Origin of the sequence: Puerhibacterium puerhi, assembly GCF_009846865.1 — a bacterium.
GTDB classification, from domain to species: Bacteria; Actinomycetota; Actinomycetes; order Actinomycetales; family Cellulomonadaceae; genus Puerhibacterium; species Puerhibacterium puerhi.
Genome location: NZ_WUWN01000008.1, coordinates 56,281 through 76,381, shown reverse-complemented (window position 1 = coordinate 76,381; position 20,101 = coordinate 56,281). Strand labels below are relative to the sequence as shown.

Annotated in this window: 17 protein-coding genes; 4 read left to right on the top strand and 13 right to left on the bottom strand. The window is 75.7% G+C overall.

Going from position 1 to position 20,101, the window contains the following annotated elements; translation table 11 throughout:
- Positions 1 to 30 precede the first annotated feature (30 nt).
- A complete protein-coding gene (gene aceA / locus GSF02_RS06775; protein WP_159794060.1) occupies positions 31 to 1,389 on the bottom strand; it encodes an isocitrate lyase in 1,359 nt (452 codons plus the stop codon).
- Positions 1,390 to 1,730: 341 nt separating this feature from the next.
- On the opposite strand from aceA, the gene GSF02_RS06770 reads away from it, so the two are divergent.
- Complete coding sequence (locus tag GSF02_RS06770; protein WP_408003871.1) at positions 1,731 to 3,107, top strand: helix-turn-helix domain-containing protein; 1,377 nt, start codon at positions 1,731 to 1,733, stop codon at positions 3,105 to 3,107.
- Between the two features lie 32 nt (positions 3,108 to 3,139).
- On the opposite strand, the gene GSF02_RS06765 is transcribed toward GSF02_RS06770, so the two are convergent.
- From GSF02_RS06765 to GSF02_RS06745, 5 genes are read right to left on the bottom strand one after another with little or no spacing between them, the layout of a single operon-like run.
- Positions 3,140 to 4,357, bottom strand: a complete 1,218-nt coding sequence (locus GSF02_RS06765) for an acetyl-CoA C-acyltransferase (protein ID WP_159794056.1) — start codon at positions 4,355 to 4,357, stop codon at positions 3,140 to 3,142.
- Complete coding sequence (locus tag GSF02_RS06760; protein WP_159794054.1) at positions 4,354 to 5,037, bottom strand: CoA transferase subunit B; 684 nt, start codon at positions 5,035 to 5,037, stop codon at positions 4,354 to 4,356. The genes GSF02_RS06765 and GSF02_RS06760 overlap by 4 nt, the downstream gene beginning before the upstream one ends.
- 3 nt (positions 5,038 to 5,040) lie before the next feature.
- Entirely contained in the window at positions 5,041 to 5,892 is an 852-nt protein-coding gene (locus GSF02_RS06755; protein ID WP_159794052.1) for a CoA transferase subunit A, read from the bottom strand.
- Between the two features lie 37 nt (positions 5,893 to 5,929).
- Positions 5,930 to 6,706 carry a 3-hydroxybutyrate dehydrogenase gene (locus GSF02_RS06750; protein WP_159794050.1) on the bottom strand — a complete coding sequence of 259 codons (777 nt, stop codon included), beginning with the start codon at positions 6,704 to 6,706 and terminating at the stop codon, positions 5,930 to 5,932.
- Positions 6,703 to 8,067, bottom strand: coding sequence for an MFS transporter (locus GSF02_RS06745; protein ID WP_159794048.1), 1,365 nt, complete (start codon positions 8,065 to 8,067; stop codon positions 6,703 to 6,705). The genes GSF02_RS06750 and GSF02_RS06745 overlap by 4 nt, the downstream gene beginning before the upstream one ends.
- 274 nt (positions 8,068 to 8,341) lie before the next feature.
- Here GSF02_RS06745 and GSF02_RS06740 point away from each other — a divergent pair, with 274 nt between their 5' ends.
- A complete protein-coding gene (locus GSF02_RS06740; RefSeq protein ID WP_201308825.1) occupies positions 8,342 to 9,262 on the top strand; it encodes a LysR family transcriptional regulator in 921 nt (306 codons plus the stop codon).
- An 11-nt stretch (positions 9,263 to 9,273) separates the two neighbouring features.
- Here GSF02_RS06740 and nhaA read toward each other — a convergent pair whose 3' ends face one another.
- A complete protein-coding gene (gene nhaA / locus GSF02_RS06735; protein WP_159794044.1) occupies positions 9,274 to 10,569 on the bottom strand; it encodes a Na+/H+ antiporter NhaA in 1,296 nt (431 codons plus the stop codon).
- 165 nt (positions 10,570 to 10,734) lie between these two features.
- A complete protein-coding gene (locus tag GSF02_RS06730) occupies positions 10,735 to 11,316 on the bottom strand; it encodes a DUF1697 domain-containing protein (RefSeq protein ID WP_159794042.1) in 582 nt (193 codons plus the stop codon).
- A gap of 357 nt (positions 11,317 to 11,673) precedes the next feature.
- On the opposite strand from GSF02_RS06730, the gene GSF02_RS06725 reads away from it, so the two are divergent.
- Complete coding sequence (locus GSF02_RS06725) at positions 11,674 to 13,041, top strand: PhoH family protein (RefSeq protein WP_268892854.1); 1,368 nt, start codon at positions 11,674 to 11,676, stop codon at positions 13,039 to 13,041.
- 56 nt (positions 13,042 to 13,097) lie between these two features.
- On the opposite strand, the gene GSF02_RS06720 is transcribed toward GSF02_RS06725, so the two are convergent.
- The 4 genes from GSF02_RS06720 to GSF02_RS06705 all read right to left on the bottom strand — a co-directional run bounded on the left by GSF02_RS06720 (position 13,098) and on the right by GSF02_RS06705 (position 16,991).
- Complete coding sequence (locus tag GSF02_RS06720) at positions 13,098 to 14,429, bottom strand: FUSC family protein (protein WP_159794038.1); 1,332 nt, start codon at positions 14,427 to 14,429, stop codon at positions 13,098 to 13,100.
- A gap of 151 nt (positions 14,430 to 14,580) precedes the next feature.
- Positions 14,581 to 15,960, bottom strand: a complete 1,380-nt coding sequence (locus GSF02_RS06715) for a class II fumarate hydratase (protein WP_159794160.1) — start codon at positions 15,958 to 15,960, stop codon at positions 14,581 to 14,583.
- Between the two features lie 48 nt (positions 15,961 to 16,008).
- On the bottom strand, positions 16,009 to 16,698 hold the full coding sequence (locus GSF02_RS06710) for a carbonic anhydrase (RefSeq protein WP_159794036.1): 690 nt from the start codon (positions 16,696 to 16,698) through the stop codon (positions 16,009 to 16,011).
- A complete protein-coding gene (locus GSF02_RS06705; RefSeq protein ID WP_159794034.1) occupies positions 16,695 to 16,991 on the bottom strand; it encodes an exodeoxyribonuclease VII small subunit in 297 nt (98 codons plus the stop codon). Before GSF02_RS06705 ends, GSF02_RS06710 begins: the two co-directional genes overlap by 4 nt.
- A 139-nt stretch (positions 16,992 to 17,130) precedes the next feature.
- On the opposite strand from GSF02_RS06705, the gene GSF02_RS06700 reads away from it, so the two are divergent.
- On the top strand, positions 17,131 to 18,750 hold the full coding sequence (locus tag GSF02_RS06700; protein WP_159794032.1) for an ABC-F family ATP-binding cassette domain-containing protein: 1,620 nt from the start codon (positions 17,131 to 17,133) through the stop codon (positions 18,748 to 18,750).
- Positions 18,751 to 18,767: 17 nt separating this feature from the next.
- On the opposite strand, the gene xseA is transcribed toward GSF02_RS06700, so the two are convergent.
- A complete protein-coding gene (xseA, locus tag GSF02_RS06695) occupies positions 18,768 to 20,081 on the bottom strand; it encodes an exodeoxyribonuclease VII large subunit (RefSeq protein ID WP_159794030.1) in 1,314 nt (437 codons plus the stop codon).
- Positions 20,082 to 20,101: the final 20 nt, after the last annotated feature.

Sequence of the window (20,101 nt, the reverse complement as noted above, 5' to 3'; positions counted from 1 at the left end):
GGAGCTCTCTATCTCGCGGTCAGAAGAGGGTCAGAACTGCGCCGTCTCGGTGGAGCCGGCCAGGGCGAGGGTCGCCGCGGTGGGGTTCACGGCGGTGGCGACCCGGTCGAAGTAGCCGGTGCCGACCTCCCGCTGGTGGCGGGTGGCGGTGTAGCCGTCGGCCTCGGCGGCCAGCTCGGCCTGCTGCAGGTCGACGTAGGCGCTCATGGCGCGCTCGGCGTAGCCGCGGGCCAGGGCGAACATCGAGTGGCTCAGGGCGTGGAAGCCGGCCAGGGTGATGAACTGGAACCGGTAGCCCATCGCGCCCAGCTCGCGCTGGAACGTGGCGATCTCGGCGTCCGACAGGTGCTTCTTCCAGTTGAACGACGGCGAGCAGTTGTAGGCCAGCAGCTTGCCGGGGAACCGCTCGTGCACGGCCTCGGCGAACCGGCGGGCGAGCGCCAGGTCGGGGGCGCCGGTCTCGACCCACAGCAGGTCGGCGTGCTCGGCGTAGGCCAGGCCGCGGGCGATCACCGGCTCGATGCCGCTGCGGACCCGGTAGAAGCCCTCGGCGGTGCGCTCGCCGGTGAGGAACTCCTGGTCGCGCGGGTCGACGTCGGAGGTCAGCAGGTCCGCCGCGAGCGCGTCGGTGCGGGCGACGATCACGGTCGGCACGCCGGCGACGTCGGCCGCCAGCCGGGCGGCGTCCAGCGTGCGCACGTGCTGCGCCGTCGGGACGAGGACCTTGCCGCCCAGGTGGCCGCACTTCTTCTCGCTGGCGAGCTGGTCCTCCCAGTGCACGCCCGCGGCGCCGGCGGCGATCATCGCGTGCATCAGTTCGTAGGCGTTCAGGGGTCCGCCGAACCCGGCCTCCGCGTCGGCGACGATGGGGGCCAGCCAGTCCCGGCTCGGGGCGCCGGCCTCGGCGTGCTCCACCTGGTCGGCGCGCAGCAGCGCGTTGTTGATGCGGCGCACCACCTGCGGCACCGAGTTCGCCGGGTAGAGCGACTGGTCGGGGTAGGTCTGCCCGGCGAGGTTGGCGTCGGCGGCGACCTGCCAGCCGGACAGGTAGATCGCCTGCAGGCCGGCCTTGACCTGCTGCACGGCCTGCTGGCCGGTCAGCGCGCCGAGCGCCCGGACCGGCTCCGCGGCGTGCAGCAGCTCCCACAGCCGCTCGGCGCCGCGGCGGGCCAGCGTGTGCTCCTCGCGGACCGACCCGCGCAGCGCCACCACGTCGTCGGCCGTGAAGCCGCGCCGGACGCCGGCCCAGCGCGGGTCGGCGGCCCACTGCCCGGCGAGCTCCTCGGCGGTCTGCACCTGGTCGCCGGGGCGGGCGACGGGGGCGGTGGCAGGGGCGGTGGGGGAGCCGGCGGGGGTGGTGCCGTGGGGGCGGTCGGTGAGCGTGGTCATCGGGTCCTCCTTCGGGGGCGGGCGTGCGTCGTCGGCGGTGCCGTGACACCGACGTTCCTCCCTGTCGCCGCTCCGCGTCCCGGTGCGCGGCGGAGAAGTTTCCCGGTTCTTCTCCTTCACGGAAGGTCCCGGCCGTGTCACCCTCAGTCATGGCTATCTCGACGTCGAGAGATCCCGGCTCGCCGCGGCCGGCGGCGGGCTCAGCACCGCGCCCCGCGGCCCGTCCCGTCCCACCGGCCGCCGTCGGGCGCCCGGCCCCGCAGCCCGCCGTGCCGCTCGCGGACGAGCCGGACGCGCTGACGATCGGCCGGCGCATCCGCCACCTGCGCACCCGCCGCGGCATGACGCTCGAGGAGCTGGCCGCCGCCGTCGGCCGGGCGCCGTCGCAGGTCTCCCTGCTGGAGAACGGGCGCCGGGAGCCGACGATCGCGCGGCTGCAGGCGGTGGCCCGCGCGCTGGGCGCGAGCGTGGAGGACCTGCTGGCGCCGGAGCCGCCGTCGCGCCGCGACGCGCTGGAGATCGAGCTGGAGCGCGCCCAGCGCGGCCCGCTCTTCGCCGCCCTGGGCATCAAGCCCGTGCGGGTGGGCAAGGGGCTGCCGACCGACGCGCTGGAGGCGGTCGTCGCGCTGCAGCGCGAGCTCGAGCGGCTGCACACCGAGCGGGCCGCCACGCCCGAGGAGGCCCGGCGGGCCAACACCGAGCTGCGGGCCGACATGCGCGCGCAGGACAACTACTTCCCCGAGCTGGAGGCGGTGGCCCGCGGGCTGCTCGACGACGTCGGCCACCGCGGCGGCCCGCTGCCGCAGCGGCAGGCGAGCGAGCTCGCCGCGCACCTGGGGTTCGCCATCCACTACGTGCCCGACCTGCCGCACTCCACGCGCGCGGTGATCGACCGCCGCCACGGGCGGGTCTACCTGCCGAGCAACGGCATCCGCGGCCGCTCCGACGCGCGCTCGGCGCTGCTGCAGGCGCTGGCCTCGCACGTGCTCGGGCACGCCGAGCCGCGCGACTACGCCGAGCTGCTGCGCCAGCGGGTCGAGGCCAACTACCTGTGCGCGGCGTTGCTGCTGCCCGAGCGCGACGCGGTGCGGTTCCTGCGCGCGGCCAAGGAGTCGCGGTCCATCTCGATCGAGGACCTGCGCGACGCGTTCGCCGTCTCCTACGAGACCGCCGCGCACCGCTTCACCAACCTGGCCACCCGCCACCTGGGGGTGGCGGTGCACTTCATGAAGGTGCACGTGTCCGGGGTGATCCACAAGGCGTACGAGAACGACGGCGTGCGGTTCCCCGCCGACGCGCTCGGCACCGTCGAGGGCCAGTACGTGTGCAAGCACTGGACGGCGCGGCGGGTGTTCGACGTGCCCGACCGGCTCAGCCCGTACTACCAGTACACGGACACGCCCACGGGCACCTACTGGTGCACGTCGCGCGTCGCGGACACGCCCGAGGGGCAGTTCTCCGTCTCGGTGGGCGTGCCGTTCGCGCAGGTGAAGTGGTTCCTCGGGCGGGAGACGACGGCGCGGTCGACGTCGCGGTGCCCGGACGAGGCGTGCTGCCGGCGGCCGCCGCGCTCGCTCGCGGAGCGGTGGGCGGGGCACGCCTACCCGAGCGCGCGGCCGCACGCCTCGATGCTCGCGGCCATGCCGCAGGGCGCCAGCCCTGGCGTGGACGCCACCGAGGTGTACGAGTTCCTCGAGCGGCACGCCCCGCAGCCCTGACCCGCCGCCGGGCCGCACGACCAGGAGGGCGGTCAGGCCTCCAGGAGGAGCGCCTCACCCTGGCCCCCGCCGCCGCACAGGGCGACGGCGGCGCGCCCGCCGCCGCGGCGGCGCAGCTCGTGCGCGGCGTGCACCACCAGCCGGGCGCCCGAGGCGCCGATCGGGTGGCCCAGCGAGATGCCGCCGCCGTGCGGGTTGACCTGCTCCAGGTCGAGGCCCAGGCGCCGGGCCGAGACGGCCACCACCGCGGCGAACGCCTCGTTGATCTCCACCAGGTCGAGGTCGCCTGGCGTCCAGCCCTGCCGGGCCAGCGCGCGCTCGAGCGCCCGCGCCGGCTGGGAGTGCAGCGACGTGTCCGGGCCGGCCACCTGCCCGTGCGCGCGCACCGTGGCCAGGACGTCGGCGCCGGCTGCCTCGGCCCGGGCCCGGGTGGTGAGCACGACGGCGGCCGCCCCGTCCGTCAGCTGCGAGGCGTTGCCCGCGGTGATGGTGCCGTCGGGGGCGAACGCCGGGCGCAGCCGCGCCAGCGCCTCGGGGGTGGTGTCCGGGCGCACGCCCTCGTCGTCGGTCACGACCACGGGCTCGCCGCGCCGCTGCGGCACCGGCACGGGGGCGAGCTCGGCCACGAAGACGCCGTCCTTCGCCGCCGCGGCCGCCCGCTGGTGGGACGCCGCCGCGATGGCGTCCTGCTCGGCGCGGGAGACGAACGCCTCGCCGCGGTTGTGCCCCTCGGTGGCCAGGCCCATGGCCCGCCCGTCGAACGCGTCGGTCAGCCCGTCGCGCGCCACGGCGTCCACCAGGGTGGCGTCGCCGTAGCCCAGGCCGAGGCGCGCCCGGGGCAGCAGGTGCGGCGCGTTCGTCATCGACTCCTGGCCGCCGGCCAGGGCGACCGTCGCCTCGCCGGTGCGCAGCAGCCGGGCGGCGTCGATCACGGCGGTCAGCCCGGACAGGCAGACCTTGTTCACGGTGACCGCCGGGGTGGCCAGCGGCACGCCGGCGGCGACGGCGGTCTGCCGGGCCGGGTTCTGCCCGGCGCCGGCCTGCAGCACCTGGCCGACGACGACGGCGTCGACGTCCGCCGCCGTCAGCCCGGCGGCCCGCTCCAGCGCGGCCCCGGCGGCGACGGCGCCGAGCTCGACGGCCGACCGCGGGGCCAGCGCGCCGCGGAACCGGCCCAGCGGCGTGCGGGCGGCGGCCACGACGACGACGTCGTCCGGCGCGGGCCCCGTCGCGGCGGCCCCCGCGGTCATGCCGGCACCTCCGCGGGCGCGGCGTCCGGCGCCACCACCGACAGGGCGGGGGAGACCTCGAGCGGGGCGCCGGTCGCCGCGCGCACGTCGTCGACGGTGACGCCGGGCGCGAGCTCGGTCAGCACGAACCCGGCCGGCGTGACGTCCAGGACGGCCAGGTCGGTGATCACCCGGTCGACGACGCCGCGGCCGGTCAGCGGCAGCGTGCACGCGTCCAGCAGCTTGGGCGACCCGTCCCGGGCCACGTGCTCCATGAGCACGATGACCAGCCCGGCGCCGTGCACCAGGTCCATGGCGCCGCCGGGGCCCTTGACCATCTTGCCGGGGATCATCCAGTTGGCCAGGTCGCCGGCGGCGGACACCTGCATGCCGCCGAGGATCGCGGCGTCGATCTTGCCGCCGCGGATCATCCCGAAGCTCAGCGCGGAGTCGAACGTCGCGGCCCCCGGGCGCAGCGTGACGGTCTCCTTGCCGGCGTTGATCAGGTCGGGGTCGACCTCGTCCTCGGTGGGGTACGGGCCCACGCCGAGCAGCCCGTTCTCCGACTGCAGCACCAGCTCGACGTCGTCGGGCACGTGGTTGGGCACCAGCGTGGGCAGGCCGATGCCCAGGTTGACGTACCAGCCGTCGCGCAGCTCGCGGGCCGCGCGGGCGGCCATCTGCTCACGGGTCAGCGGCACCGCTCAGCCCTCCTTCCCGGCGCCGGGGCGGCCCACGGCCGCCGGCGCCGCGCGCACCGTGCGCTTCTCGATCCGCTTCTCGACGTCGGGGCCGACCTCGACCACCCGGTGCACGTACACCCCGGGCAGGTGCACGGCGTCCGGGTCGATCTCGCCCGGCTCGACGAGCTCCTCGACCTCCGCCACGCACAGCCGCCCGGCCATCGCCGCGAGGGGGGAGAAGTTGCGGGCCGAGCGGTGGAACACGAGGTTGCCGTGCCGGTCGCCGCGCACGGCGTGCACCAGCGCGACGTCGGTGGCGATCGCCTCCTCCAGGACGAACTCGGCGGGCCCGTCCGGCGTGGCGAACGTGCGCACCTCCTTGGGCGGGCTGGCCACCGCGACGCCGCCGGCGCCGTCGTAGCGGCGCGGCAGGCCACCGTCGGCCACCTGCGTCCCGACGCCGGTGCGCGTCCAGAACGCGGCGATCCCGGACCCGCCGGCGCGCAGCTTCTCGGCCAGGGTGCCCTGCGGGGTGAGCTCGAGCTCCAGCTCCCCGGCCAGGAACTGCCGCTCGAACTCCTTGTTCTCCCCGACGTAGGAGCTGGTCATCCTGCGGATGCGCCCGGCGCCCAGCAGCCGGCCCAGGCCCCAGTCGTCGACGCCGCAGTTGTTGCTCACCACGTGCAGGTCGGTGGTGCCCTGCGCCAGCAGCGCCTCGATCAGCACCACGGGGTTGCCGCACAGGCCGAACCCGCCGACGGCGATGCTGGCGCCGTCCGGCACGTCGGCCACCGCGGCGGCGGCTGTGCCGACCACCTTGTCGAGGCCGCGCCCGGCGGTGCCGCGGCGCACCGCGGGAGACGTGAGCGTCATCGGTCGTCCCTCCTTGCTCGGCGCTGGAGCGTCCGGCTCACCGGGCGCTCCAGCCGCCGTCGATCGTCCACGAGGCTCCCGTGACCATCGCCGCGTCGGGACCGGTCAGCCAGCCCACGAGCGAGGCGACCTCGTCCGGCTCGACCAGCCGCTTGACCGCGGCCTCGGCGAGCATGACCTTCTCGACCACCTCGGCCTCGGCGATGCCGTGCACCCGCGCCTGGTCGGCCACCTGCTTCTCCACGAGCGCGGTGCGCACGTAGCCGGGGTTGAGGCACACGCTGGTCACCCCGTGCTCGCCGCCCTCGAGCGCCACGGTCTTGGACAGCCCCTCCAGGCCGTGCTTGGCCGAGACGTAGGCCGACTTGAACGGCGAGGCGACCAGCCCGTGCACCGAGCTGATGTTGATCACCCGGCCCCAGCCGCGGGCGTACATGCCCGGCAGCGCGGCCCGGACCAGCAGGAACGGCGCCTCGAGCATCAGCCGGTGCACGAGCCGGAACGCCTCGGGGTCGAAGTCCTGCACGGGTGCGACCTGCTGCACGCCGGCGTTGTTGACCAGCACGTCGACGTCGAGCTCCAGGTCGTCCAGCGCGCGGGTGTCGGCCAGGTCGACCACCCATGCCTCGCCGCCGAGCTCGTCGGCGAGCCGCTTGGCGCCGTCGGCGTCGAGGTCGGCGACGGTGACGTGGGCGCCGCGCGCGGCGAGCTCGCGGGCGCACGCCGCGCCGATGCCGCTCGCGGCGCCGGTCACCAGGGCGCGCCGGCCGGCCAGGGTGCGGGGTGCGTCGGTGCGGGGCGCCTCGGCCGTCATGCGCGCACCGCCTCGGTGGCGCGGGCGCGCCGGTCGGCGGCGTCCAGGTCGTGCAGCGACAGGCCGCGGGTCTCGCGCAGGCTGAGCACCGCGACGGCGGTGATCGCGCCGGCGACGAGCAGGTAGACCGCGGTGGGCCAGCCGCTGCCGGTCGCCTTGAGCCACGTGGTCGACAGGATCGGCGCCAGCGAGCCGGCCACGATGGCCGTGACCTGGGCACAGATCGACACGCCCGAGTAGCGCATCCGGGTGGGGAAGAGCTCGGCCAGCACCGCGGGCTGCGCGGCCCACATCAGGGCGTGGAACACCAGGCCCGCGACGAGGGTGAGGAGGATGACGGCGGTGCTGCGGGTGCCGAAGGCCGGGAACGCCCACAGCCCCCACGTGCCGCCGAGGATCGCGCCGGCCAGGTAGACCGGCCGCCGCCCGACGCTGTCGGCCAGCCGGCCGGCGAGCACGATCGCCGCGAAGTGGCAGGCGTGCGCGATCGCGACGATGCCGAGGATGCGCGAGGTGTCCATGCCGAGGCCGGCGCCGAGGTAGACGATCGAGAAGCTGACCACGAGGTAGTAGAGGATGTTCTCCGCGAACCGCACGCCCATGCCGGTGATCACGCCGCGGGGGTAGCGGCGCACGACGTCGAGCACGCCGTAGCCGGCGACCTTGCCCTCCTCGAGCTCGGCCTTGGCCTGCTGGAAGATCGGCGCGTCGGTGATGCTCGTGCGGATCCACCAGCCGACCAGCACGACGACCGCGGAGAGCCAGAACGCGACGCGCCAGCCCCAGGACAGGAACGCCTCGTCGCTGAGCGTGGAGGACGTCAGCCACAGCACCGCCGTGGCGAGCAGGTTGCCGAGCGGCACCGCGGCCTGCGGCCACGCTGTCCACGTGGCCCGCTCGGCGTCGGGGGAGTGCTCGGCCACGAGCAGCACCGCGCCGCCCCACTCGCCGCCGAGCGCGATGCCCTGCACGAACCGCAGCAGCACCAGCAGGATCGGCGCGGCGACGCCGATCGCGTCATAGCTCGGCAGGCAGCCCATGAGCACGGTGGCCACGCCGATCATCAGGATGGTGATCTGCAGGGTGTGCTTGCGGCCCAGCCGGTCGCCGATGTGGCCGAAGATCACCCCGCCCAGCGGGCGGGCGAGGAAGCCGATCGCGTAGGTGACGAAGGCGGCGATGATGCCGTCGTAGGCGTTGTCCATCGCGGGCAGCAGCACCTTCGAGAACACGAGGGCGGACGCCGTCGCGTAGAGGAAGAAGTCGTACCACTCCACCACGGTGCCGGCCATCGAGGCCGAGACGATCCTCCTGAGCAGTGACCGGTCGCTGCCGGCCGACGTGTGCTGGCCGATGGCCATGAGAGCTCCTCCGTGTCGTCGTTGACACCTTCGGGGCGGCTCCCGCACCGGCCCACGCACCCGGCGCCGCGGCCGACGCCACGGTGGGGCTGTGGTGGTGCTGTGGTGCGCGCCACGCTGACCCGGGGAGTCTGCCGGGACCGTGCATGTGCATGCAACGGCCATCGGAGCACATGCGGTGTGCACGGATGCACAACGCGGGCGGCGCCGCTACGGTGGCGCCGTGACGACGACGTCCGCCCCTTCCCGTGATCCCGCCCGCGGGCCGTCCCGCGTGCCCAGCGCCGACCAGCTCCTCGTGCTGCTCGAGGTGGCCCGCTGCGGCCGGTACACGACTGCCGCCCAGGCGCTCGGCCTCACGCACACCACCGTGGCCCGCAACGTCGCCGCGCTCGAGCGCGCGCTGGGCGGGCGCGTGCTCGTGCGCGGTGCGGAGGGCTGGGAGCTCACCGAGCTCGGCGAGCGCGCGGCCCGCGCCGCCGAGTCCGTCGCCGACGCGCTCGCCCGGCTCACGTCCCCCGACGGCGAGGCCGACCGCATCGCCGGTGTCGTGCGCATGACGGCCACCGACGGCTTCTCCGCGTACGTGGTGCCGCCCGCCGTCGCCGGGCTGCGCGAGCGGCACCCCGACCTGTCGGTCGAGCTGGTCACGGTGACCCGGCGGGCGGCGCAGCACCGGACCGGCGTCGACGTGGAGGTGGTGGTGGGCCAGCCGCAGGTGGCGCGCGCCAAGGCGCTGCGGCTGGGGGAGTACGAGCTCGGGCTGTACGCCGCGCGCGGGTACCTGGAGCGCCACGGGACGCCGACGTCGGTGGCAGAGCTGAGCGGGCACGGCCTGGTGTACTTCGTCGACTCGATGCTGCAGGTGGACGACCTGGACGCCCCGCGCCGCATGATCCCCGGCATCCGCGACGCGCTCACCTGCACCAACGTGCTGGTGCACGTCGAGGCCACGCGCGCCGGGGCCGGCGTCGGGTTCCTGCCCTGCTTCGCCGCGGACCGGCACGACGACCTCGTGCGGCTGCTGCCGGACGAGGTGCGCGAGCGGCTGCCCTACTGGGCGGTGGTGCACCCCCAGTCGTGGCGGCGGCCGGCCGTGGCTGCCGTCGTCGACGCGCTGCGGCGCGAGGTCGTCCGCCAGCGGGCCGCGCTCCTCGGCCGCCACGCGGCCGCCCACCCCGCCGCCACCCCCTGACGGCGGGAGCGTCAGTCGCGGTTCTCGGCGTCCCCGATGAGCTCCCGCACGTCGTCGGCGACGCCGTCGACGTTCATGTCCGCGCTGCGGGCCTTGCGGGCGTCCCAGCGCAGGCACAGCGCCCCCAGGGCGGCCGCGACGAGCGACGCCAGCAGGATCGCGGCCTTGGCGCCGTCGGTGTGCTCGGACCCGTGGCCGAACGACAGCTCGGCCACCAGCAGCGCCACCGTGAACCCGATGCCGGCGAGCAGGCCCACCGGCAGCAGGTCCCGCACCCCGACGCCCTGCGCCAGCCGCAGCGGGGTCAGGCGGGTGACCAGCGCGGTCGTGCCCAGCACGCCGACGAGCTTGCCGACCACGAGGGCCAGGCCGATCGCCAGGACCACCGGCTGACCGAGGATCTCGCCCGGCCCGCCGCCGTCGACCACCGTGACGCCGGCGGCGAAGAACGCGAACACGGGCAGCGCCAGGCCCTGCGACCACGGCTCCATGGCGTGCGCGTAGCGGAGCGTGCGCGGCGTGGCCTCGCCGCGCATCGCGACCGCCGGGACGGTGAACCCGAGCAGCACGCCCGCGACGGTGGCGTGCACCCCCGAGGCGTGCATGAGCCCCCAGGCGACGGCGCCGACCGGCAGCAGCACCCACCAGCGGGCCCGGCGGCCGCGGACGTACCAGCCGCCCAGCGCCACGACGGCGAGCGCGGCGACCAGGTACAGCAGGTTCAGGTCGGACGGGTAGAAGACGGCGATCACGGTGATCGCGAGCAGGTCGTCCACGACCGCGAGCGTGAGCAGGAACGTGCGGATCGCCAGCGGCAGCCCCTTGCCGAACACGGCGAGGACGCCGACGGCGAACGCGATGTCGGTGGCCGTGGGGATGGCCCAGCCGTGCAGCGCGGTCGGCTCGCCCGCCGCCGAGACCACGACCGCGTAGATGATCGCGGGCACCGCCATGCCGCCGACGGCGGCGAGCATCGGGACGCCCGCCTCCCGGGGGTTGCGCAGCGACCCGGCCACGAACTCGTGCTTGAGCTCCACGCCGACGGTGAAGAAGAAGATCGCCAGCAGCCCGTCCGCGGCCCACTCGGCGACCGTGAGGTCGAGGTGCAGCGCGTGGGGGCCCACCACGGTGCCGGACAGCGTCTGGTAGGCCTCGCGCCACGGCGAGTTGGCCCAGACGAGGGCCAGGGTCGCGGCCGCGATCAGCAGCAGGCCGCCGGTCGTCTCCCGGCCGATCCAGGCACGCAGGCGGGTGGCGGGCGACGGCCGCCGGGCGGCCGCGGTGAGGTTCTCGGGGGTGTGGGACACAGGCGGTCTCCTGCCTCGGGGTCGGTGGACGTGCCGGCGCTCCCACCGGCGTCGCCGACCAGACTTCCCGGCTCACCCTGGGCTCCAGCGTAGCCGCCGGCCCTCGTCGCCCGCCGCACGGGTCCGGCTCGTGAGAACGCGGGGTGGGGACTTCTGGGCGCGCCGTCAGCCGCCGAGCTCGCGGGCCAGCGCCAGCAGCCGCGTGACCGTGTTCCAGTTGCGCCCGGTGAGCCACGTGCCGGCCGCGCGGTCGATGCGCGCGGAGGTGAGCCTCGAGGCGGCCAGCCCGGCCGGGTACTCGACGACGAGGGCGCCCGCCGCGAGCGCGAGCCGCTCCGGCCCGGGGTGCTCCCGCGCCAGGCGCGCGATCCCGTCGGCGTCGACCGGTCCCGCCGGCACGAAGGCCAGCAGGTGCGCGGGGTCGTCCCGCGCCGCGTCGGGGAAGGGGTTGGCGGCCACGACCTCGGCGAGGCGGCCGGCCGTGATCGCGACAGCGGGCACCTGCTGCCCGAGGCGCCGCTCGAGCGCCGCCGCGACGCGCGCGGCCACCTGCGCCTCCGCCGCCGCGCCGGCCGCCGCGGCGGCCGGGGCAGCCGCACGGCCGACGACGTTGCCGCTGTTCAGCACCGTCCGCGCGGCGGTCAGCCCGGCGTCCTGCGCGACGGTCCGGAGGTCCGCGGCGGCGACCCGCCGGTGCGGGCCGAGGTTCACCCCGCGCAGGAGCACGACGAAGGTCGAGTCGGTCATGCGGCAATGGTCCCCTGCCGTCGGGGCGGTGCGGACGGGGCGCGAGGCGAGTTCCCAGGTGAACGGCGGGTTATTTCTGCGCGACTCGACGGCGGCGGGGGTGGTGTCGCGAATCACATCGTCGTAGTTTGGCGCCAGGGACGGCGATCCCCGCCGTCCTCCGGGAGGCCAGCCGATGGGGTTCACGCTCCGTGCGGGAGGGCCGGCACCGGCCCTGCGGCGCGTGCGTCGCTCCCCGGGCCGGGAGCCCGCCCCACCCACCCGTCCGTGCCGCTCGGCCGCCGGCCCCTCGGGGCCGGTACACCCAGGCCGAGACCACGGGCGGCGACGGCGCTGAGGCGCCGGAGGGAGACCCTCGTGGACCGTTCCGCCCAGACCCCCGCAGCCACCACCGCCACCCCCGTCGACGACGGCCGGCGCACGTTCGTCGTCGACACCTCGGTGCTGCTGTCGGACCCGCGGGCCCTGTCCCGGTTCGCCGAGCACGACGTGGTGCTGCCGGTCGTCGTGATCACCGAGCTGGAGGCCAAGCGCCACCACGCGGAGCTCGGGTACTTCGCACGGTCGGCGCTGCGCCTGCTCGACGAGCTGCGGGTGCAGCACGGGCGGCTCGACGCCCCCGTCCCCGTCGGCGACGCCGGCGGCACGCTGCGCGTGGAGCTCAACCACATCGACCCGCAGGTGCTGCCCGCCGGGTTCCGGCTCGGGGACAACGACTCGCGCATCCTCGCCGTGGCGGCCAACCTCGCCGCCGAGGGGCGTCGGGTCACCGTGGTCTCCAAGGACCTGCCGATGCGGATCAAGGCCTCGGCGGTGGGCCTCGAGGCGGAGGAGTACCGCGCCGAGCTCGCCGTCGACTCCGGGTGGACGGGCATGGCCGCGATCGACCTGTCCGACGAGCAGATGGCCGATCTGTGGGAGCACGAGCAGGTCGACGTCGCGGACCTCGACCCCGACGTCGTCGCCGCGGCCTCGCCGCTGCTGGTGCACACCGGCCTGGTGATCCACTCGCCGCGCGGGTCGGCGCTCGGTCGGGTGACCGCCGACAAGAAGGTGCGCCTGGTGCGCGGCGACCAGGAGCTGTTCGGCGTGCACGGCCGCTCGGCCGAGCAGCGCGTGGCCATCGACGTGCTGCTCGACGAGTCCGTCGGCATCGTCTCGCTCGGCGGGCGCGCCGGCACCGGCAAGTCGGCGCTCGCGCTGTGCGCCGGCCTCGAGGCGGTGCTCGAGCGGCGCCAGCACCGCAAGATCATCGTGTTCCGGCCGCTGTACGCGGTGGGCGGCCAGGAGCTGGGCTACCTGCCGGGCAGCGAGTCCGAGAAGATGAACCCGTGGGCGCAGGCCGTCTACGACACCCTCGGGGCGCTGGTGTCGCCCGAGGTGGTCGACGAGGTGATCGCCCGCGACATGCTCGAGGTGCTGCCGCTGACCCACATCCGGGGCCGGTCGCTGCACGACGCGTTCGTGATCGTGGACGAGGCGCAGTCGCTCGAGCGCAACGTGCTGCTGACGGTGCTCTCGCGCATGGGCCAGAACTCCCGCGTGGTGCTCACCCACGACGTCGCCCAGCGCGACAACCTGCGGGTGGGCCGGCACGACGGCGTGGCGGCGGTGATCGAGAAGCTCAAGGGCCACCCGCTGTTCGCGCACGTGACCCTGACCCGGTCCGAGCGCTCGCAGATCGCGGCCCTGGTCACGGACATGCTGGAGAACCTCGAGCTGTGAACCGGTGAGCGGACGCGGTGCCGCGGGGCGCGTCGGCGTCCCGCGGCACCGCTGCGTCAGCGCTCGGCCCGCGCCCGCGGGTGGATCAGCAGCACCGCGACGACGCCGACGAGCGCACCGATCGCGGTGTCGAGCGCGCGGTCGACCGCCAGCGCGGACGGGTCGGTCGGCGCGCCGAGCGCCGTCATGAGCAGCGCCATCGGCGCGATGAGCACCTGCGCCAGGCCGTAGTTGACGGCGATGACCACCTCGGTGGCGATCTGCAGCACGAACACGAGCGCCGCCGTCTGCCAGAAGGACAGGTCGGCGGCCAGCAGCGGCCAGGCGACGCACAGCGCGCCGACGACGGTGCCCGCGGCGCGCTGCAGCGCGCGCACCGCCATGTGCCGGGCGGTGGCGCCCTGGAGCGTGGCGGTCGACCCCATCACCGCCCACGCCGCGTGCCCGAGCCCGGCCGCGGCGGACGCCGCGGAGGCCAGGACGCCGGCGACCGTGACGCGCACGGTGTTCAGCACCCAGCCGGGCCGGTGCCGCTCGACGCGGGCGGTCGCCCGCAGGCCCTGCCGAGGCGGCAGCGGCGCTGCCGCCTCGGCGGCGTCCGGGGCGTCGTGCGGCACGACGTGCTCGCCGTGCAGCGACCGCTCGACGTCGTGCAGCTCGCCGGCCAGGGCGAGCGCCACCGGGCGGGTGCGGCGCCATGACGCGTCGTCGGCGAGCGCCCCGCGTGCCGCGGCGATCGAGCCCTCGGCCGCGGCGCGGGCCTGGGGCAGGCCGGAGGCCTGGGCGCGGCGCACGGCCTCGGCGGCGCGGCGCACGGCCAGGCGCGCGGGCGCCGTCGGCCGGAAGACCGCCCCCGCCATGCAGATCAGCCAGGCGAGCACCGCCCCGGCGAGCGCGGCGCCCGTGCGGGGCAGCACGTCGGCCAGCACCGGGCTGCCGGCCACGCCGGCGCCGGCGCAGAACACGACGATCGTGGCGCCGGGCGCGCCGGTGCGCAGCAGCAGCACGAACGCCGTCATGCCGCCCGCCAGGAGCGCCATGAGCACCCACGTCACCGGCGTCGGGGCGCGCAGCGCGGTGACGAGCGTGAACAGGCCGATGGCGCCGGACATCAGGAGGGCGACCCATCCGAGCAGCGCGGCGCGGCGCCGGTAGGTGTCGAAGCGGCCGTACAGCGAGGTCAGCGCGCCGAGCGCGGCAAAGCCGGCGAGCTCCTGGTGGCCGACGAGGCCGAAGCCGACGAGGGCCAGCGCGCCGGCGAGCCCCACGCGGACGGCGGGGGCGACCGCCGCGTCGGCCCGCCCCACCTTGAGGGACTCCCGGAGGACCGAGGGGTCGAGCAGCTCGCGGGCGGTGGACGTGACGGGGGCGAGGGGATGAGTCGACATGCTTGCCTCAGTCTACCGATTCATCGGTCCGTGACCCCGCGCGGGCGGGCGCCACCCGCCGTGATCAGCGTCCCAGAGGACCAGCATCCCCGGACGCGCCGCGGCCCGCCGCCGGAGGTTCCGGCGACGGGCCGCGGGGACGGCGGCAGGTTCAGGCCTGCGGCGGCGTCGTCATCTTCAGCACGTCGAGGGCGGCGTCGAGCTGCTCCTCGGTGATCTCGCCCCGCTCGACGAAGCCCAGCGCGACCACTGCCTCGCGCACCGTGATGCCCTCGGCGACGGCGTGCTTGGCCACCTTGGCCGCCGACTCGTAGCCGATGACGCGGTTGAGCGGCGTGACGATCGACGGCGAGGACTCGGCGTAGGCGCGGGCCTTCTCCACGTTGGCGGTGATGCCCGCGACGGTGCGGTCGGCCAGCACGCGCGAGGCGTTGGCCAGCAGGCGGACGGACTCCAGGACGCCCTGGGCGATCACCGGGATCTGCACGTTGAGCTCGAACGAGCCCGACGCGCCGGCCCACGCCACCGTGGCGTCGTTGCCCACGACGCGGGCGGCCACCATGAGCACGGCCTCGGGGACCACGGGGTTGACCTTGCCCGGCATGATCGACGAGCCCGGCTGCAGGTCGGGGATGAAGATCTCGCCCAGGCCGGTGTTCGGGCCCGAGCCCATCCAGCGCAGGTCGTTGCAGATCTTGGTGAGCGACACGGCGATCGTCTTCAGCGCGCCGGACAGCTCCACCAGGCCGTCGCGGGCCGACTGCGCCTCGAAGTGGTCGCGCGCCTCGGTCAGCGGCAGGCCGGTGTCCTCGCGCAGCAGGGCGATCACGCGCTGGGGGAAGCCCGCGGGGGTGTTGATGCCGGTGCCGACGGCGGTGCCGCCGAGGGGCACCTCGGCCACGCGCGGCAGCGCGGCCTCGAGGCGCTCGATGCCGTAGCGGATCGCGGCGGCGTACCCGCCGAACTCCTGGCCCAGCGTGACCGGGGTCGCGTCCATGAGGTGCGTGCGGCCCGACTTCACCACGGTGGCGAACTCGTCGGCCTTCGCCTGCAGCGCGGCGGCCAGGTGGGACAGGGCCGGGACCAGGTCGTTGATGACGCCGGCCGTCGCGGCCACGTGCACCGAGGTCGGGAACACGTCGTTGGACGACTGCGAGGCGTTGACGTGGTCGTTCGGGTGCACGTCCGTGCCGAGGGCACGCGTGGCGAGCGTGGCGAGCACCTCGTTGGTGTTCATGTTCGACGACGTGCCGGAGCCGGTCTGGTAGACGTCGACCGGGAAGTGCGCGTCGTGGGCGCCCGAGGCGACCTCGTCGGCGGCGGCGACGATGGCGTCCGCGACGGCCTGGTCCAGCACGCCCAGCTCGGCGTTGGCCCGGGCGGCGGCCTTCTTGATGCGGGCGAGCGCCTCGATGTGGCCCCGCTCGAGCGGCGTGCCGGAGATCGGGAAGTTCTCCACGGCCCGCTGCGTCTGCGCCCGGTACAGGGCCTGGGCCGGGACGCGGACCTCGCCCATCGTGTCGTGCTCGATGCGGTACTCGGTGTCGGCGCCCGGGGGCGTGCGGGGTGGCGGCTGCGCTCAGGAGGCGGCGGGAACCGCCTCGCCGACGTCGCCCGCGACCTCCACCAGGCGAGCGCTGCCCTCGGCGAGGTCGTACTCGACGCCGACGATCGCCACGCGACCTTCGGTCACGGCCTGGTCCAGCGCCGCGGAGTATCCGCGCAGCATCGCCACGGTGTGGCGCACGTGCTCGGTGCGCAGCGTGGCGGGGTCGAACAGCGCCTCGCGGGCGCCCGCGTCGGCCCGGGCGGTGATGGCCGCGACCGAGGGCATCACCCGGTCGACGACGGCGCGCACGAACCCCGGCGGCTGCTCGCCTGTGGCCAGGGTGTGCGCGGTGGCCGCGACCGCGCCGCACGAGTCGTGGCCGAGCACGACGACCAGGGGGGCGCCGAGGACCTCGGTGCCGTACTCGATGGACCCCAGCACGGTGGTGTCGACCACGTGCCCGGCGGTCCGCACCACGAACACGTCCCCGAGGCCCTGGTCGAAGATGATCTCGGCGGCGACGCGGGAGTCGGAGCAGCCGAAGATCACTGTGTGCGGGTGCTGCGCGGCGCTCAGCTCGCGGCGCCGGTCGGCGCCCTGCGACGGGTGGGCCGGCTCGTCGCGCACGAACCGGTCGTTGCCCGCGCGCAGCGCGGCCCACGCCTCGGCAGGCGTGGGACGCGCGGGGGCGGCGGGGGTGGTGGTGTCGGTCGTGCTCACTGCTCCTCCTCGACGACGACGGTGGTCTGCTCGACCTCCTCGACCACGACCCGCGTGGCGCCCGGGCCGCCGTCGCCGGCCTGCGCCGCCGCGAGCCGCTCCCGTGCGCCGTCGAGCCACTCCTGGCAGCGGGCCGCCAGCGCCTCGCCGCGCTCCCACAGCGCGAGCGAGACCTCGAGCGGCTCCCCGCCGGCCTCGAGGCGCTGCACGACGCGCACCAGCTCGTCGCGCGCCTGCTCGTAGCCGAGGGTGGAGGGGTCCGGGAGGGTGCTGAGGTCGGTGGGGTCGGTCACGGGACACAGTCAACCGCACCCGGCCGACATCCACCGGTCGCGTCCACGCCCCGGCCCGGGCCGTCCCTGCCCCGCCGGCGGGCGGCGGCCGCCGTAATCCGCTTGCCCGCCGCAGTCGCCGCCCGGGACGATGCGCGGCATGGGACACCTGGAGGTGGCGCACGTCGAGTACGTGCTGCCGGACGGCCGCACGCTCCTCGACGACGTCTCCTTCCGGGTCCCCGAGGGCAGCGCCACCGCACTGGTCGGGCCCAACGGCGCGGGCAAGACGACGCTGCTGCGCCTGGTCACGGGCGAGCTGGCGCCCGACGCCGGCTCCGTCGTCGTCACCGGCGGGCTCGGCGTCATGCCGCAGTTCGTGGGGTCCGTGCGCGACGAGTCCACGGTGCGCGACCTGCTCGTCGCCGTCGCGCCGCCCCAGCTGCGCGACGCCGCCCGCGCCGTCGACGCCGCCGAGCTGGCCGTCATGGAGGTCGACGACGAGGCGGCCCAGATGGCCTACGCCCAGGCGCTCGCCGACTGGGCCGACGTGCGCGGCTACGAGGCCGAGACGCTGTGGGACGAGTGCACCATGGCCGCGCTCGGGATCCCGTACGACCGGGCGCAGCACCGGCAGGTGCGCACCCTGTCCGGCGGTGAGCAGAAGCGGCTCGTGCTCGAGGCGCTGCTGCGCGGCACCGACGAGGTGCTCCTGCTCGACGAGCCGGACAACTACCTCGACGTGCCGGGCAAGCGCTGGCTCGAGGAGCAGCTGCGCGCCACGCGCAAGACGGTGCTGTTCGTCAGCCACGACCGCGAGCTCCTCGCCCGCGCCGCCGACCGGGTCGTGGCGCTCGAGCCCGGCCCCTCGGGCGCGGACGCGTGGGTGCACGGCGGCAGCTTCGCCACCTTCCACGAGGCCCGGCGCGAGCGCTTCGCGCGGTTCGAGGAGCTGCGTCGCCGCTGGGACGAGAAGCACGCCCAGCTCAAGAAGCTCGTCCTGGACCTGCGGCAGGCCGCCGCCAACAGCCCCGCGATGGCGTCGCGCTACTCCGCCGCCCGGACGCGGCTGGCGAAGTTCGAGGAGGCGGGGCCGCCGCCGGAGCCGCCGCGCGAGCAGGACATCACCATGCGCCTGCGCGGCGGGCGGACCGGGCTGCGCGCGGTCACCTGCGAGGCGCTGGAGCTCACCGGGCTGATGAAGCCCTTCGAGCTGGAGGTGTTCTACGGCGAGCGGGTCGCGGTGCTCGGCTCGAACGGCTCCGGCAAGTCGCACTTCCTGCGCCTGCTCGCGGGCGACGACGTCGCCCACACCGGCTCCTGGAAGCTCGGCGCCCGCGTGGTGCCGGGGCACTTCGCGCAGACGCACGCGCACCCCGAGCTGGTGGGGCGCACGCTCGTCGACATCCTGTGGGCCGACCACGCGCTGCAGCTGGGCGCGGCGATGGCCGCCCTGCGCCGCTACGAGCTGACCGCGGCGGCCGAGCGGCCGTTCGACAGGCTCTCCGGCGGCCAGCAGGCACGGTTCCAGATCCTGCAGCTGGAGCTGAGCGGCTGCACCGCGCTGCTGCTGGACGAGCCCACCGACAACCTCGACCTGGAGTCCGCCGAGGCGCTGCAGGAGGGCCTCGAGGCGTTCGAGGGCACCGTCCTGGCGGTCACCCACGACCGCTGGTTCGCGCGCGGGTTCGACCGGTTCCTCGTGTTCGGCTCCGACGGGGTGGTGCGCGAGACGGCCGAGCCGGTCTGGGACGAGCGCCGGGTCGAGCGGGCGCGCTGAGCCGGTCCCGGCGCGCCTCAGGCGGCCCCGGCCGCCGGGGTGGCCTGCGAGGCGACCGGCTCCGGGGTGATCGTCGCCCCCACCTCGCCGCGCGCCAGCCGCAGCCGCACGTCGCTGCCGGCCGGGGCGTCGGCCGGCTCGCGCACCACGTGCCCGTCCGGCCGCTGCACGACGGCGTAGCCGCGCTCCAGGGTGGAGGCGGGGGACAGAGCCCGCACCTGGGCCTCCAGCCGCCCGACCTCGCCGGAGGCGCGCAGCAGCAGGGCGTCCAGCAGGTGGCGCGAGTGGCGCAGCGCCTGCTCGACGTCGCGCTCACGGGCCTCGACCATCGACTGCGGCCGGGCGAGCACCGGGCGGGAGCGGACGCCGTCGAGCCCGTGCTGCTCGCGGTCCACCAGCGCGGTCACGGCCGCGCGCATGGCGCGCCGTGCCCGCTCGAGACGCAGCCGCTCCTCGGCGACGTCGGGCACGACGCGCTTGGCGGCGTCGGTGGGCGTCGAGGCGCGGTAGTCGGCGACGAGGTCGAGCAGCGGGGTGTCGGTCTCGTGCCCGATCGCCGACACCAGCGGCGTGCGGGCGGCCGCGGCGGCCCGCACGAGCGCCTCGTTGCTGAACGGCAGCAGGTCCTCGACCGCGCCGCCGCCGCGCGCGACGACGATCACCTCGACCTCCGGCAGGGCGTCCAGCTCGGCGATCGCGGCGCCGACCTCGCGCACCGCGTTGACCCCCTGCACGGCCACCTCGCGGATCTCGAAGCGCACCTGCGGCCAGCGGGCGCGGGCGTTGACCACCACGTCGTGCTCGGCCTTCGACTCCCGCCCGCACACCAGGCCGACCACGCGCGGCAGGAACGGCAGCGGGCGCTTGCGCTCGGCGTCGAACAGGCCCTCGGCGGCGAGCACGCGCTTGAGCTGCTCGATGCGCGCCAGCAGCTCGCCGATGCCCACCATCTGCACGTCTGCCGCACGCAGCGACAGCCGACCGGTCTTGACCCAGAACTCCGGCTTGGCGTGCACCACGACCTGGTCGCCCTTCTCGGGCTTCTTGTCCAGGCCGTGCATCACGCGGGTGAGCATGTGCACCGGCAGGGACGCCTCGGCGTCGGTGTCACGCAGGGTGAGGAACTGCATACCCGAGGTCGGGCGGAAGGTGTGCTCGACGATCTGCCCCTCGACCCACACGGGCGACATCCGGTCGACGTACCAGCGGATCTTGTCCGCCAGCAGCCGCACCGGCCATGGTCGCTGGGCGGTGGTGTCGGCCGCCTTCTCCGGCAGCGGCTGGGGCGCGGGAGCGCTCTCGGCGGGCTCGTCGGTCACGCGCCCCAGCATGCCGCACCCCGCCCACACGA

Coding starts and splice junctions, on each gene's coding strand:
- aceA (WP_159794060.1), bottom strand. CDS start 1,389: ATGACCACGCTCACCGACCGCCCCCACGGCACCACCCCCGCCGGCTCC.
- GSF02_RS06770 (WP_408003871.1), top strand. CDS start 1,731: ATGACGCTCGAGGAGCTGGCCGCCGCCGTCGGCCGGGCGCCGTCGCAG.
- GSF02_RS06765 (WP_159794056.1), bottom strand. CDS start 4,357: ATGACCGCGGGGGCCGCCGCGACGGGGCCCGCGCCGGACGACGTCGTC.
- GSF02_RS06755 (WP_159794052.1), bottom strand. CDS start 5,892: ATGACGCTCACGTCTCCCGCGGTGCGCCGCGGCACCGCCGGGCGCGGC.
- GSF02_RS06750 (WP_159794050.1), bottom strand. CDS start 6,706: ATGACGGCCGAGGCGCCCCGCACCGACGCACCCCGCACCCTGGCCGGC.
- GSF02_RS06745 (WP_159794048.1), bottom strand. CDS start 8,067: ATGGCCATCGGCCAGCACACGTCGGCCGGCAGCGACCGGTCACTGCTC.
- GSF02_RS06730 (WP_159794042.1), bottom strand. CDS start 11,316: ATGACCGACTCGACCTTCGTCGTGCTCCTGCGCGGGGTGAACCTCGGC.
- GSF02_RS06720 (WP_159794038.1), bottom strand. CDS start 14,429: ATGTCGACTCATCCCCTCGCCCCCGTCACGTCCACCGCCCGCGAGCTG.
- GSF02_RS06700 (WP_159794032.1), top strand. CDS start 17,131: ATGGGACACCTGGAGGTGGCGCACGTCGAGTACGTGCTGCCGGACGGC.
- xseA (WP_159794030.1), bottom strand. CDS start 20,081: ATGCTGGGGCGCGTGACCGACGAGCCCGCCGAGAGCGCTCCCGCGCCC.